The 13,983-nt window shown below is 70.5% G+C and carries 10 protein-coding genes; 5 read left to right on the top strand and 5 right to left on the bottom strand.

The genetic code is table 11. The features are described from left to right. Positions 1-11 precede the first annotated feature (11 nt). Positions 12-545 carry a GbsR/MarR family transcriptional regulator gene (locus HUT18_RS14745; RefSeq protein ID WP_254879015.1) on the top strand — a complete coding sequence of 178 codons (534 nt, stop codon included), beginning with the start codon at positions 12-14 and terminating at the stop codon, positions 543-545. A 72-nt stretch (positions 546-617) separates the two neighbouring features. On the opposite strand, the gene HUT18_RS14740 is transcribed toward HUT18_RS14745, so the two are convergent. Beyond that, a complete protein-coding gene (locus HUT18_RS14740; RefSeq protein WP_176101115.1) occupies positions 618-1,490 on the bottom strand; it encodes a diacylglycerol kinase family protein in 873 nt (290 codons plus the stop codon). 182 nt (positions 1,491-1,672) lie between these two features. On the opposite strand from HUT18_RS14740, the gene HUT18_RS14735 reads away from it, so the two are divergent. From HUT18_RS14735 to HUT18_RS14725, 3 genes are all read left to right on the top strand, one after another. Beyond that, positions 1,673-2,956, top strand: a complete 1,284-nt coding sequence (locus tag HUT18_RS14735; RefSeq protein ID WP_176101114.1) for an adenylosuccinate synthase — start codon at positions 1,673-1,675, stop codon at positions 2,954-2,956. 150 nt (positions 2,957-3,106) lie between these two features. Continuing rightward, positions 3,107-3,691, top strand: coding sequence for a Uma2 family endonuclease (locus tag HUT18_RS14730; protein WP_176101113.1), 585 nt, complete (start codon positions 3,107-3,109; stop codon positions 3,689-3,691). 303 nt (positions 3,692-3,994) lie between these two features. Next, positions 3,995-6,634 (top strand): ABC transporter substrate-binding protein, encoded by a 2,640-nt coding sequence (locus HUT18_RS14725; protein WP_217710491.1) that lies wholly within the window; start codon positions 3,995-3,997, stop codon positions 6,632-6,634. Positions 6,635-6,831: 197 nt separating this feature from the next. Here HUT18_RS14725 and HUT18_RS14720 read toward each other — a convergent pair whose 3' ends face one another. The 4 genes from HUT18_RS14720 to HUT18_RS14705 all read right to left on the bottom strand — a co-directional run bounded on the left by HUT18_RS14720 (position 6,832) and on the right by HUT18_RS14705 (position 12,195). Continuing rightward, the gene (locus HUT18_RS14720) at positions 6,832-8,460 is read right to left on the bottom strand and encodes a PstS family phosphate ABC transporter substrate-binding protein (RefSeq protein ID WP_176101111.1); all 1,629 of its coding nucleotides are present in this window, start codon (positions 8,458-8,460) and stop codon (positions 6,832-6,834) included. A 188-nt stretch (positions 8,461-8,648) separates the two neighbouring features. Further along, a complete protein-coding gene (locus HUT18_RS14715) occupies positions 8,649-10,613 on the bottom strand; it encodes a serine/threonine-protein kinase (protein ID WP_176101110.1) in 1,965 nt (654 codons plus the stop codon). Positions 10,614-11,050: 437 nt separating this feature from the next. After that, a complete protein-coding gene (locus HUT18_RS14710) occupies positions 11,051-11,581 on the bottom strand; it encodes a MarR family winged helix-turn-helix transcriptional regulator (RefSeq protein WP_176101109.1) in 531 nt (176 codons plus the stop codon). Next, on the bottom strand, positions 11,578-12,195 hold the full coding sequence (locus HUT18_RS14705) for a type 1 glutamine amidotransferase family protein (protein ID WP_176101108.1): 618 nt from the start codon (positions 12,193-12,195) through the stop codon (positions 11,578-11,580). Before HUT18_RS14705 ends, HUT18_RS14710 begins: the two co-directional genes overlap by 4 nt. 204 nt (positions 12,196-12,399) lie before the next feature. Between HUT18_RS14705 and HUT18_RS14700 the strand changes: the two genes are divergently transcribed. Next, positions 12,400-13,770 (top strand): aspartate aminotransferase family protein, encoded by a 1,371-nt coding sequence (locus HUT18_RS14700; RefSeq protein WP_176101107.1) that lies wholly within the window; start codon positions 12,400-12,402, stop codon positions 13,768-13,770. Positions 13,771-13,983: the final 213 nt, after the last annotated feature.

The raw sequence follows: 13,983 nt of genomic DNA, 5'->3' as shown, positions 1-13,983 counted from the left end.
CTGCGGGGTCCGTGGGTTCCGCGGACGAGGGTTCCGCGGACGAGGGTTCCGCGGAGGTGGACCTCTCGCGGCGGGACGAGGAGGCCGTCTCGCGGTTCGTGGAGCGCTTCGCCTCGGAACTCGTCGAGGCGGGCATGCCGCGGATGCCCTCACGCGTCTTCGCGGCCCTGCTCGCCTCCCCGGAGGGCGTGATGACCTCCGCCGAACTCGGCGACAGCATCCGCATCAGCCCCGCCGCCGTCTCCGGCGCGATCCGCTACCTCACCCAGGTCAACATGGTCAGCCGCGAACGCGAACCGGGCTCCCGTCGCGACCGCTACCGGGTCCACAGCAACCAGTGGTACGAGGCCCTCACCAACCGCGACTCCGTACTGCGCCGCTGGGAGGGCACCCTGCGCGAGGGCGTCGTCAGTGTGGGCCCCGACAGCAAGCCGGGCCGCCGCATCGCCGAGACGCTGGAGTTCTTCGACTTCATGCAGCGGGAGCTGACCGGGATGATGGAACGGTGGCGGGAGCATCGGGAGAAGATGTTCGGGGCGCAGTAGTCGCAAGTCGCCCGCCCGGCGCCTCGCCGCCCGGTCTCTTCCCTCCCGGGCATCCGGCCTCGGGCCTCCCTCTCAGGCCGACGCCCCCTCCCCCCGAGGCAATGTGAGCGACCACGCCCCCGGCCGCGCCGTCCACGTCCGCGTACGTACCGGACCGGCCGTGAGCGTGTCCGCGAGGTAGCGGAAGTCGGGGCCGGAGACCGTGACGGTACGAGCCCGCGCCGACAGGGGCGTGCCGCCCTCCGCCGCCGGGTGGACCTCGATCCGGGCCAGGCCGTCGCCCCCGTCCGGGTCCGGGCTGAGCGACATGGCGCGTACCGGCTGGTCCAGGTCCACGAGCAGCTCGCCGTCCGCCTCCACACGCAACCGCGCGGGCGCACGCACCGGCGCAGGCGCGCGGACGGGGCGCGCGAGGGTGCGTACCAGCGTCTGGCAGGTACGCAGAAGCGGGTGGCCGGGCGACCCCTGGGCCGAGGCCTGGGACGCCGTACCGGCCGGGCCCTCGCGGGTCGCGCCGGTGCGCGGCGGGATGTGCAGATCGCCAAGGACGACGCCGTCGCTGTCGTCCACCAGCAGGTCGAGCCGCTGTTCGCCGCCGTCGAGCACCGCCCGTGCCGCGGCCACCGCACCGGTGGGCACACCGAGCAGCCCGGCCAGCGAGACGACCGCGCCCACCGGCACCAGGGCCAGCGCGCAGGAGCCGAGCTCGCGCTCCCGGTGCAGCACCGAGACGGCGCGCAGCAGGGCCCGGTCGTCGCCCACCACCACAGGCCGCCGGGCACCCCGCCGGGACAGCGCCCGCGCGAATTCCTCGGGCCCGTCGGGCAGGCTCAGCTTGATGTCCGCACCCGCGCTGAGCACGTCTTTCGCGATCCGTACCGACTCGCCGTCGCCGCGCCGGGCGGCCGGGTCGACGACCACGAGCAGCTGGTCAGAAACCGCCACCTCGGTCCTGCCTCACTTCCTCGGGTAGCATCTTTGTGCAAGAGCCCCTTGCGCTATTGCGCCAGGGGCTTCGTCTATTCCGGGGCACCGGTCCGACGGGTTGCGACCAACGAGGGTCGCCGGCGTACGCGCGCGTACGCCCCCGACCCTGGACATGCCCCGCCCGGAAGGGGTGTACGCCTGTGCCCGCACTTGTGCTGCTCGGTGCTCAGTGGGGTGACGAAGGCAAGGGAAAGGCCACCGACCTGCTCGGTGGCTCGGTTGACTACGTAGTGCGTTATCAGGGCGGCAACAACGCTGGCCACACGGTCGTCGTCGGCGACCAGACCTACGCACTGCATCTGCTGCCCTCCGGAATCCTCTCCCCCGACTGCACGCCCGTCATCGGCAACGGCGTCGTCGTCGACCCGTCGGTCCTGCTCTCCGAGCTGAGCGGTCTGAACGAGCGCGGCGTCGACACGTCGAAGCTGCTCCTCAGCGGAAACGCTCACATCATCACGCCCTACAACGTCACCATGGACAAGGTGGCGGAGCGGTTCCTGGGCAAGCGCAAGATCGGCACCACCGGGCGCGGTATCGGCCCGACCTACGCCGACAAGATCAACCGCGTCGGCATCCGGGTCCAGGACCTCTACGACGAGTCCATCCTGACCCAGAAGGTCGAGGCCGCTCTCGACTTCAAGAACCAGCTCCTCGCCAAGGTCTACAACCGCCGGGCCATCGCCGTCGAGCAGGTCGTCGAAGAACTCCTCGGCTACGCGGACAAGCTCGCCCCCTACGTCGCCGACACGGTGCTCGTCCTCAACCAGGCTCTGGAGCAGGACAAGGTCGTCCTGTTCGAGGGCGGCCAGGGCACCCTGCTCGACATCGACCACGGCACGTACCCCTTCGTCACCTCCTCGAACCCGACCGCGGGCGGCGCCTGCACCGGTGCGGGTGTCGGCCCGACCAAGATCAGCCGGGTCATCGGCATCCTCAAGGCCTACACCACCCGCGTCGGCTCGGGCCCGTTCCCGACCGAACTCTTCGACGAGGACGGCGAGGCCCTGCGCCGCATCGGCCACGAGCGCGGCGTGACCACCGGCCGCGACCGTCGCTGCGGCTGGTTCGACGCGGTCATCGCCCGGTACGCCACCCGCGTCAACGGCCTGACCGACTTCTTCCTCACCAAGCTCGACGTCCTCACCGGCTGGGAGCAGATCCCGGTCTGCGTGGCGTACGAGATCGACGGCCGCCGCGTCGAGGAACTCCCCTACTCCCAGACCGACTTCCACCACGCGAAGCCCGTCTACGAGATGCTCCCCGGCTGGTCCGAGGACATCACCAAGGCCAAGACCTTCGCCGACCTCCCGAAGAACGCCCAGGCGTACGTGAAGGCGCTGGAGGAGATGTCCGGCGCACCGATCTCGGCGATCGGCGTCGGGCCCGGCCGGGACGAGACGATTCAGATCAACTCGTTCCTGTAGGCGACGGGACACTGCGACGAGCGGTGCCGGACAGTGGCGAAGACGCCGCTGACCGGCACCGCTCACTCGTACGAGTGGCCGTTCGGGCAACTGTCCCGCGGCTCCGTCCGTCCCCGGCGACACTGGCTTTCGCCTGGAAGGGGGTGCAACATGACGGTTATGGCCGAGCGCACGTCTCACATGCTGGTGGAGGACTTCGAGCAGATCGCCTCCGCAGCTCCCGAGACCGTCACGTTGGAGTTCATCGACGGACGGATCGAGGAGAAGCGCGTGCCGGACGGGGACCACGAGACGATCTTCATGTGGCTGCTCAGGCAGTGCATGACAGCTCGTCCGGAACTCGACCTCTATCCGAACAAGGGTCTTGAGGTCGGGGCGTACCGCAAGGGCCGGGCCCGCCCCGACGGCACGCTCGCCCCGGTTGCCCACTTCGTGGGGCACGGCGACTGGTCCGACCCCAAGGGTGTGCTCCTGGTCGCCGAGATCACCTCTTACGACTCCGACACGGACCGCAGGGACCGCTTCGAGAAGCCTGCGGCCTACGCATCGGCGGGCATCCCCGTCTATCTCCTCGTCGACCGCGACGCCGGAGCGGTCATCGTGCACACCACCCCCGACACCGAACACGGCCGCTACGCCGACGTCCACACCGCCCCCTTCGGCGAGCAGCTCCTGCTGCCCGACCCGGTCGGCATCGCACTCGACACCGAGATTCTGAAGAACTACGTCCGCTGATGTCCCGTTGACGCCCCGCTGACGCCCCGTCGCCCCCGCCCTCGGACTCCCCCGGCCGGCGACTGTCGGCCCACTCCCGCCCACCCGGTGTCACCCCCCTCCTGACGGGGCATCACCATCTGGCGAGATTCCCCGTTGTGGGAACAAGGGGCGCACGCTACCTTCAACGTCCCTCACATCAGGGGCAGTTGCGACATCTTTCACCCAAGGGCCATGTGACGGGGGAGTGCGATGGTCCAGGCACCACGACAGTTTCCGGACGATACCGGGGCGGATATTTTCGCCCGTGAGTTTCCGACGGCCGTGGCACCGGCCGACCGGGAGTACCTGGCGACCAGCCCGCCGCTGTTCCTCTTCGACGTGCCCGGATCGGGGACGGCGTACGAGCGGCGGGTGCGGCGGGTCGTGGAGGCGCTGCGCGAGGCGCTCGACGACAACGGGAAGCTCGCGCCGTACGCCGTCCTCGAGGCGGGGGCGGGCTACGAACTGGCGGGCGCGGAGGTGGGCAGGCGGCTGGAGTTCGGTATTCCGCGGTTCATGACGCCGGACCGGCTCCCGCAATTCTCGCTGCTGCGTGACGTGGTCACCGAGGTACTGCAGCGGCAGAGCGCGGGCGGCGCCGGTGCGGGGGCGCGGGTGCTGCGCGACACCGCGTACCTCAAGCGGGTCGAGCAGGGCGGGCTGCCCGGACTGCTCTGGTCGCTCGGCGGCAGCGAGAGCCCGCAGCAGGGCGGTCTGTACTCCTGGCTGCTCTCGGTGATCTGGCAGCCGCTGACGCACTCGCTGCCGCGGCTGCTGTGGGCGCGCCGCAAGACTCGGCAGCTCATCCGGCCGGCGCGGCTCTCGCCGTTCCGCAGGCGCCGGTGGCTCGGTGCGGAGCTGAACGCCGAACGCGGCAAGGAGAACTTCTTCCGCGTCATGGACGAGATGGCGCAGCGGCAGGTGCCCAGGCTCGCCCTGCACGCCGGGCATCCGCAGCGCGAGGAGGCCCTCCAGGGCTTGGAGGAACTGCTCGTCCGCGCCCTGCTCGAAGACCTGCGGGTGCCGCCCGCCCGGAGGTTCCTGCCGCGCCGCCGTCGCCGGACCGCGCGTCCGGTGATCCTGGTCGAGCTGCCGCAGGAGAGCGAACTCGCGCGCCCCGTCGAGCGGTTCCTGTACGCCTTCCACCAGGGCCGGGCGACCGCGCTGCCGCCGGGGCCGCTGGTCATCGCGGTCGGCCGCCCCTCCGCGCAACTCCTGCGCCACCTCGGCGATCCGGGCGAGGTGAACCTGGCGCAGGCCGGACTCCAGCTCAACCAGCGCGAGGGCGAGCCGGTCCTGGTGCGGCTGCGCGAGGAACCCTTCACCCGGTTCGGGCTGCCCATCCGGCAGGTCCAGCCGCGGCTGTTCCGTACGAGCTGGCGGACCATGACCTCGCTGGTGGCGGGGGCCACCGCGCTGGCCGTGGCGGGCGCGGGCCTGGCCGCGGGGGTGGCCCTCGGCGGGTCGGAGCACCGCTGCGTCGGAGGCGACGACACCGTGGACGCCTCCGCCGCGGCCGGTCCGCCGCCGCTGCGCGCCGGGAAGTGGTACAACCAGGCGCTCGAAGTCATCAAGAACGAGAACCTGCGCGCGGAGGAGTTCGCGAAACGCGACCACCGCACCGTCCGTACCGTCTTCCACTTCGGCTCCACCGCGCCGGCCGCGAACGACGAGACGATCCTCTTCGACGGAACCGTCGCCGAGCTGCGCGGCGTCGCCATGTGGCAGCGCAAGCTCAACGACGACGCGATCTCCGACAACTCCCGTGTCCCGCTGCGGGTCGAGGTGGTGCCCACCGGGGCCGGTGCCAAGTTCGCGGAGCGCGAGGCGCGCAAGCTGGTCCAGGACATCAACAGCGGTAAGTACAAAGGGCCCAAGCAGGTCGTCGGGGTGCTCGGCTACGCCCAGTCGAAGAAGGAGACCCGAGCCGCGCTCAAGGTGCTCGGCGAGGCCGGCATTCCCGCGGTCGGCACCACCGCCACCGCCGACGAGATGCTGGACAGCAACACCTACCAGAGCTACTGGCCGTTCACCCCGGCCAACAGCACCGAGGCGCGTATCGCCGCCGACTTCGCCCAGGATCAGGACATCATCGTGCGCAGGGAGGGCGACGGTTGCAGCCCGGCCCGGCAGGCCGTGGTCATACAGAACTCCGCCGACCTCTACAGCAACAGCCTGACCAGCAAGTTCGTTGCCGCCTTCCCGGGCACGAGCAAGGTCGTCAACTTCTCGCAGGACGGCCGCTTCGAGGACGCGCCCGCCGGTACGCCGAAGCTGTCCAGCGCGCACGACCTCGCCGAGACCGTCTGCAAGGCCCTCAAGGACGAGAGCGAGTCGGTGGTCTACTGGTCCGCGCGCGCCCGCGACTTCACCGCCTTCGTCAACGCCCTTGATACGCAGGGCACTTGCATCCGGCACGACATCACCGTGCTCGGCGGCAACGAGCTCACCAACGTCGCCCAGACCGGCGCCTTCGACGACAAGGACTGGCTGCGCCTGTACTACTCGGCGCACCGCATGCCGGTCGACGACGCACGCGCCAGCGAGAAGACCCGGCAGTTCGTCGAGGACTACGACCGCTTCGTCACCACCACCAGCGGCGGCGACACGGACCCCTGGCGCCAGGACGGCCACTCCGCCGTCGCCTACGACGCCTTCCACGTACTGTCCCGGGCCGTCGACATCACCTACCGCGACAAGAACGCCGACCCGCGCTCCATGCTCACCGCCCTCAGCGGCGGCATCACCTTCGACGGCGCCACCGGCTACGTGAGTTACGGCCAGGGCAGCAACGCCCCGCCGCCGGACAAGACGCTCGTCCTGCTGCGCCAGTCCGCCAAGGGGCCGAAGGTGGTGGCGGCATGCGGCGCGTACCGGAACGGCGAGACGTCGTCCGCGCAAGGGCCGCCCTGCTCGCGGTGAACGGTCCGCTCTCGCTCATGGTCGGTCCTCCGCCGCGCCCACCGGGTCGACCTCGGCGGCGTGGGCTCGGCGGTTCACCGCACTTCGGATCCGAACCGGCCGCTCTGGCGGACCTGTTGAGGTGGCCAATGCGCTGACCGGACCCGAGTTGCGCTGGCCTGGGCGGAGTTGACCTGCCTTGGGCTTTGCCCTTGCCCCTACGAGGGCGCGCAGATCTGGAGTGCCTCCGGTTCCGCGCACGGCAGTTGGAGATGCCTGCGCATGGCTTCCTCGGCCGAACCGCCGCTCACGGTCATGAAGTTGAGGAAGCGGGCGGTGAGCGAGTCGGCCTTGGGGGTGCCGTAGGTGTAGGCGTACTCGACGGACCGGTACGGGTAGCCGCTGGTCGCGATGTCGGCGACGGAGGCGGGGCGGCCGTCGATGCTGACGGTGTGCATGCCCTTGGCGCCGACGGAGGAGCGCAGTTCGGCGTAGCCGATGGCGCCGCGGGTGCTGCCGACGGCCTCCAGGACCTGGCGGGTGCTGTCCAGGGCGCAGCGTTCGGGCGCGGGGCCGCGTTCGACCTTGCCGTTGCAGACCGGTTCGGGGTCCGAGCCGGGCTTCTCCTCGTGTCCGTCGAGGAGTTGGCGGCGCAGTACGTCGCCGGTGCCGGAGTCGTCGCCCCGGCTGGCGAGGACGACGGGCAGGTCGGGGCCGCCCGGGATCTGGTTCCAGTTGGTGATGCGGCCCGCGTACAGGTCCCGTACCTGCGCCAGGGTGAGGTTCTTCAGCTTGACGTCGTCGTGGACGATCAGCGTGAACACCGCCACCGACGTCGAACGGCCCTGCAGCCGGGGGAAATCGCTGCGGGACAGCGGCCCGTCGGAGAAGGAGATCACCGGAGGCGAGCCGTCGAGGGCGATCTTGCCGATGCTGTCCAGCTCCCGGGCGCCCCGGTCGGTGCTCTCCGTCGCGACCTCGATCCTGGCCCCCGGGCACTCCTCCTCGTACGCCTTCTTCAGCGCCTCCGCCGTCCTGGTGAAGGCGCTGGAGCCGATGAGCCTCAAGTCGCCCTCGGCGCACAGGGATTGGGCTTTGTCCTGCTTCTCCTCGCCGGTGGCCAGGACCAGCGAGGCGAGGGTCACCACACAGACCGTGAGCAGTCCGATGAGGACGCGCGCGGGTCGGGTGAACTGCTGGGGCTTGCTGTCCAGCGTCGAACTGGAGGACTTGTTCTCGCCGATCTTTCCGCGCCGCAGCCGGCCGGTGACCTTGACCTCGCCGCCCGCGTTGCCGCCCGAGAGCAGTACCACCAGCTTGAAGTGGTCGCCCTTGTCGAGGGCCACGCGCGGGATGTGGAGCTTGTCGCCCTCGGGCAGCAACCGGTGCTGCTGGTCGGTGAGATGGTCCCGGATGTCCTCGGCGTTCGGACCGTCGCCGACCAGGACCGCGCAGCCGTGCACATGGCGGCCGGTGAACCGGACGGTCAGTCCGCGCAGCGCGGAGGTGTTGTAGTCGTCCACCTCGATGTCGTGCGCGCCGTCGTTCTCGATCCGCAGCAGGACCAGCGTCGGGTCGGTCAGGTCGAGCGCCGGGTTGAACACCGAACGTACGACGGCCTGTTCGTCCTCGCCACCGTTCTCGTCGTCACCGTCATCGTCCGCGCCGGTGCTCCCCAGCCGCCCGCTGGGCAGCTGGAAATCCTGGAAGTACGTGTCCATCTGCACGCGGTAGCCGATGTGCCGGCGCCGTGGCGAACGCTCGTAGATCAGTGCGGCGAAGGTGGCGACCACACCAATGAGCGCCGTGGCAAGGGCAATGACATTTTCGGGCGACAACCAGTCCACGTTTCCCCCGTACACGTGAACGAACCAAATAGTTCGGACACCTTAAGCGGCCGCTCGCACCAGTGGCGATGGCATGCAGATGGTCTCGCCGGATGTTCGTCCAGGGTTCAACGGGAGTTGGTGAGGGCGCGTCAGATGCGGGTCGGGGGCGGTGCGAAGGGGGTACGCCGAGCCCTGTCCTCCGGGTCTCAACCCGCCTTTGTGTACGTCAACTTGTCGCCGTTGTCGTTGTTCACGCGCTCCAGGCTTCCGTCCGGGAGCAGGGTGACCGTGGAGGCCGCGCCGGGGGTGCAGGAGGTCGCGGGTTCGCCGACGATCACGGTGGACGGGCCGAGCGTGAGGGTGCTGTCGTCGACCTTCTCCGTCAACTCGGCCTGGAACACGCAGTGATAGCTGCCGCCACCCTCGGCGGGCCCGTCGGCGGTCAGCGAGAGCACGGTGTCGCCCGTGCTGCCTTGCTGGATGACCAGGTCCCGGGTGCTGTGCCCCGCGTCGTTGTCGATACTGCCGCTCCACTTGCCGAGGAAGGCGGCGGGCACCTCGCCCGGGCCGGACGGGGACGGCGCGGTGTCGGTGGGGTCCGGCTCACCGCTCGACCCCGTGGTTCCCCCGCCCTGATCGGTGGGGTCGCTCGTGGGCCCCGGCGTGACCGGCCCGGTCGGCTTCTTCCCGTCCGAGGCCGTCGTCTCGCCGTCGTCCTTCATCAGCAGGAAGACGGCTCCGCCCGCGCCGAGTGCCACCACCAGGGCGACGGCGGCGAGAAGGGCGCCGGAACGGCGGCGGGTGGGCTGGGGTGTCTGGTGGTCGAGGGTGGTGGCAACTCCCGGCTCGTACGGGGGAGTTGACGCGTACGGCGGAGTCGAGCCGTAGGGGGGAGCGGGGGTGTACGGGGGAGTCGGGCCGTGCGGCGGGGGGACGGGTGTGGCGGCGGGCGCGGGGTGGGCGCCGTAGGGGTGGGGGTAGCCGTAGCTGTGCGCCGGGGGTGCGGCGGGCGTGGGTGGTGCGGGCGGCGGGGTGTGCGTTGCCGCGCCGGGGTGCGGGCTCGGGGTGGTGGCGGAGACCTGGGTCGGCACGTGGTTGAGAGCGGCGGGTGGGGCCGGAGGGGGAGTGGATGGGGGGCCGGTGGGTGTGGCGGGGGCGACGGACCCTGCCTGCTTGCCGGGTCCTGCCTGCTCGCCGGGTGCGGCGGGTGCGGCGGGTTCGGCCGGTGCGGCGGAGTCCGTCGGCTCTGCGGCGTGCTCGCGGTCCAGCAACTGGACGGCGTGGCGGCCGAGTTGGGCGACCAGGGCGCCGGGGAGCCAGGGGTCGCGGGCGCGGCCGTCGGCGACCGTGTCCTCGGCTCCGGTGCGCTCCAGGATCTCGTCGAGGCCGGGCCGGGCGGCCGGGTTCTTCTGGAGGCAGTCGCGGACCAGCTCCGCGAGCGACTCGGGGACCTCGGACAGGTCCGGCGCCTCCTGCGCGATACGGAACATCAGGGCGTGCACACCGCTGTTCGCGGTGCCGAAGGGCAGGGCGCCGGTCGCCGCGTACGCGAGGATGGAGCCCAGGCAGAAGACGTCGCAGGCGGGCGTGATGGTGTCGCCGCGCACCTGCTCCGGGGCCATGAATCCGGGCGAGCCGACCAGCGCCCCGGTACGGGTGAGCCCGCCGTCGGTGACGGTCTCCAGGGCGCGCGCGATACCGAAGTCGATGACGCGCGGCCCGTCTATGGTGACGAGAACGTTGGAGGGCTTGAGGTCCCGGTGCACCAGCCCGGCCCGGTGGATGTCACCGAGGGCATGCGCCAGACCGGCGGCGAGGATCCGTACGGAACGCTCCGGCAGCGGCCCGTGGTCCTGCCCGACGACCTGCTGGAGCGAGGGCCCGGCCACATAACCGGTGGCCACCCACGGCACCTCGGCCTCGGTGTCCGCGTCGAGCACGGGCGCCGTCCACTGCCCGCCCACGCGCCGGGCGGCTTCCACTTCCTGCCGGAACCGGCTCCGGAACTCGTCCTGTTCGGCCAGTTCCCTGCGGACGAGCTTGACCGCGACGGTACGTCCTCGATCCGAGCGGGCGAGGAGGACCTCACCCATGCCGCCTGCGCCCAGCCGACCGAGCAGCCGGTAGGCCCCGATCCTGCCGAGCGGCTCTCCCGCTCCGAGCTTGTCCATGGCTGCGTTGTCCTCCCCCGGGTGTGACAGGGAGAGGATAGACGGGGGTGGGGGGTGGGGGGTTCGGTGTGGGGAGGGGACAGCCCCGCATGCGCGGGGACCACACGCCGTTGACCGGACCCCAAGAGCCCTTGTGGGGGCCAACCCCGCACTTGCGGGGACCAGCCGCGCATCCCGGAGCTGACCGAGTAGCCGACGGGAGCAACCCCGCATGTGCGGGGACCACGACAAGATCCCGGCGCACGTCACCAGCATCGTGGGACCACCCCCGCACGCGCGGGGACCACCCGATCTTGTCAATGAGCGGCTTCACGATCTTGGGGCCAGCCCCGCACGCGCGGGGACCCCACTCCGCGACCTGCAACTTTCCCTGGAGCGCAGGCAGTTCTGAACTAGTTTCGCCGATCCCGGCGATTCCATGCATACCGTATCGAGTGTCAATCGGTAGTCGGCGACTCTTCCGCAGTGCTACCCGCCAACTCGTCCATCACCAAGGACAGTTGCCGCAACACCCGTACCGTCTCACCGAACTCCCGCTCCCCCAACGCCTCCGCGAGCCGTCGAGCCAGTACCGCATGCCCCGGGTTGATCCGGGCCACCGCAGCGCGCCCCTCCTCAGTGGGCCGGAGCAGCTTTGCGCGGCGGTGGGCCGGGTTGGGCACGTACTCCGCGAGGCCCTGCTTGACCAACAGGTCCGCGATGCGTTGCACGCTCTGCCGGGTGATGCCCATCGCCCTGGCCACCCCGGAAACCGGAAGTGGCTGCGCGAGTACCGCGCCGAGTACCTGCCACCAGGCGGCCGTCAGTCCGGCCGGGCGCGCCAACTCATCTGCTACGGACAGGAATTGGCCGTTGAGGCGGAAGATGGTCAGCGCTGTAGCCGAGAGGTTGTCCTGCTGATCGCGGGCGCGGTCCTGGTGGTCGTCCGCGCCGTCAGTGGCATCTGCGTTCCGTGCCGCGCCGCTCATGCCCCCGCCGCCTCCAGCTCCGCGTACGCCGCCGGATCCGAGTCGTGGTACAGCCGGTACCAGGCGTCGAGCAGCTTCGCGTTCGCGTCGAAGGCGCCGAGCAGGCCGAGGATCTCGCGGGCGAAGGCCACGGGCTCGGTCGGGCCTGCGGTGATCAGCCCGCCGTCGGTGACCGCGTCGGTGTCCTCGTAGTGTGCGGCGCCCGCGTAACCGGTGGCCGCCAGATAGAAGGACACCGCGCTGGTGTGGCGGTGGTCGTCGAGCAGGCCCTCTCTGGCCAGGCCGGCCGTCGCCCCGCAGATCGCGGCTACCGGCACGCCCGCTTCCCGGAAGGCGCGAGCGGTGCGGGCGAACGGGGCCAGGTCGTTGCCGGTGTCCCACAGGTCGGCGCCCGGCAGGATCAGCAATGAGCTGTCCTCGGGGCGCAGTTCGGACAGTGCGAGGTCGGGCTGTACGCGCAGTCCGCCGATCGAGGTCACCGGTTCGCGGCTCGGGCCGACCGTACGGATCGTGAAGCCGCCGCGCGCCAGCTGGGCGGTCGCGTAGCCGGTCTCCCAGTCGGCCCAGGTGTCGTAGACGGCGAGGTGGACGGGAGTCGTCTCGGTGCTCTTCATGGTGCTTCTCCTCCTGGTTTCTCCAGCCCTATGTAAGTAGACTGTCAAAATGACAGCATGTTGTCAAGAGTGTGGGCGGCCGATCGAGGGACGGGCCTAGATCCACTTTGTTCACATCCCGTTGTCCACAGGGCCTTTTGGCAAGGGCCGAAGGGTTTTCCACAGGCCCTGACCGGGCGGCCGTATGCCGTCTACGCTCGCGGCATGACGCAACAGGTGAATCCACAGGCCGGGGCTGCGGTGAAGGCGGCCGACCGGGCACATGTCTTCCACTCCTGGTCCGCGCAGGAGGTCATCGACCCGCTCGCGGTGGCCGGGGCGGAGGGCTCGTACTTCTGGGACTACGAGGGCAACCGCTATCTGGACTTCACCAGCGGCCTCGTGTTCACCAACATCGGCTATCAGCATCCGAAGGTGGTCACCGCGATCCAGGAGCAGGCCGCGAAGCTGGTCACCTTCGCGCCCGCCTTCGCCGTGGAGCCGCGCTCGGAGGCCGCCCGGCTTATCGCCGAGCGCACGCCCGGTGACCTGGACAAGATCTTCTTCACCAACGGTGGCGCCGAGGCCGTGGAGAACGCGGTACGTCTCGCGCGTGTGCACACCGGCAGGCCCAAGGTGCTCAGCGCCTACCGCTCGTACCACGGCTCGACCAACGCGGCGATCCATCTGACCGGCGACCCGCGCCGCTGGGCCAACGACACGGGCGCGGCGGGTGTTGTCCACTTCTGGGGCCCGTTCCCGTACCGCTCGCCCTTCTATGCCACCAGCGAGGAGCAGGAGTGCGAGCGCGCACTCAAGCACCTTGAGGACACGGTCCGTTACGAGGGTCCGGCCACCATCGCGGCGATCATCCTGGAGACCATCCCCGGCGGCTCCGGCATCATGCCGCCGCCGCCCGGCTACCTCGCGGGTGTGCGCGAGATCTGCGACCGGCACGGCATCGTCTTCATCCTGGACGAGGTCATGGCGGGCTTCGGGCGTACGGGTACGTGGTTCGCCGCCGATCTGTACGACGCCCGCCCCGACCTGCTGACCTTCGCCAAGGGTGTCAACTCCGGATACGTACCGCTGGGCGGCGTCGCCATCAGTGCGGAGATCGCCGCCACCTTCGCGACCCGGCCGTTCCCCGGCGGGCTGACGTACTCCGGGCATCCGCTGGCCTGTGCCGCCGCCGTCGCGACGATCAATGTGATGGCGGAGGAGAAGATCGTCGAGAACGCCGCGCACCTGGGCGAGAACGTCCTCGGCCCGGGCCTGCGGGCGCTCGCCGAGAGTCACCCGAGCGTGGGCGAGGTGCGCGGGGTGGGCGCGTTCTGGTGTGTGGAGCTGGTCCGGGACCGGGCCACCCGCGAGCCGCTCGTCCCCTACAACGCCTCCGGCGAGGCCAACGCCCCGATGGCCGCCTTCACCGCCGCCGCGAAGAAGCAGGGCCTGTGGCCCTTCGTGAACATGAACCGCACCCATGTCGTACCGCCGTGCACGCTCAGCGAGTCCGAGGCCGCCGAAGGACTCGCCGCGCTCGACGAGGCACTCAAGGTCGCGGACGGCTTTGTGACGGGGACGGGAACGGGGTGACGCCGTAGAAGAGGAGTAGCAGAGAAGGGGCGGCGGGGCGGTACGTGATCTTGCTCATGGGCGGCCCGGGCGGTGGTGGTCCGGGCCGCGGATGGCGCGAAGCAAGCGCTTGGTGGGCGTAGGGTTACGTGTTCACCAGGGCCTTCGTCGACGTGCGGAGACCCGGTACGCGCGGACCCGACACTCGGACACACGAACACGCACACGCGGACC

Source organism: Streptomyces sp. NA04227, assembly GCF_013364195.1.
GTDB lineage: Bacteria > Actinomycetota > Actinomycetes > Streptomycetales > Streptomycetaceae > Streptomyces.
The sequence above is the reverse complement of the archived record's forward strand: the minus strand, read 5'-3'. Positions and strand labels throughout refer to the sequence as shown.

Excerpts from the sequence above, each read along its gene's own strand:
- HUT18_RS14715 (WP_176101110.1), bottom strand. The coding sequence starts at position 10,613 with ATGGACAAGCTCGGAGCGGGAGAGCCGCTCGGCAGGATCGGGGCCTAC.
- HUT18_RS14705 (WP_176101108.1), bottom strand. The coding sequence starts at position 12,195 with ATGAAGAGCACCGAGACGACTCCCGTCCACCTCGCCGTCTACGACACC.
- HUT18_RS14710 (WP_176101109.1), bottom strand. The coding sequence starts at position 11,581 with ATGAGCGGCGCGGCACGGAACGCAGATGCCACTGACGGCGCGGACGAC.
- HUT18_RS14730 (WP_176101113.1), top strand. The coding sequence starts at position 3,107 with ATGACGGTTATGGCCGAGCGCACGTCTCACATGCTGGTGGAGGACTTC.
- HUT18_RS14700 (WP_176101107.1), top strand. The coding sequence starts at position 12,400 with ATGACGCAACAGGTGAATCCACAGGCCGGGGCTGCGGTGAAGGCGGCC.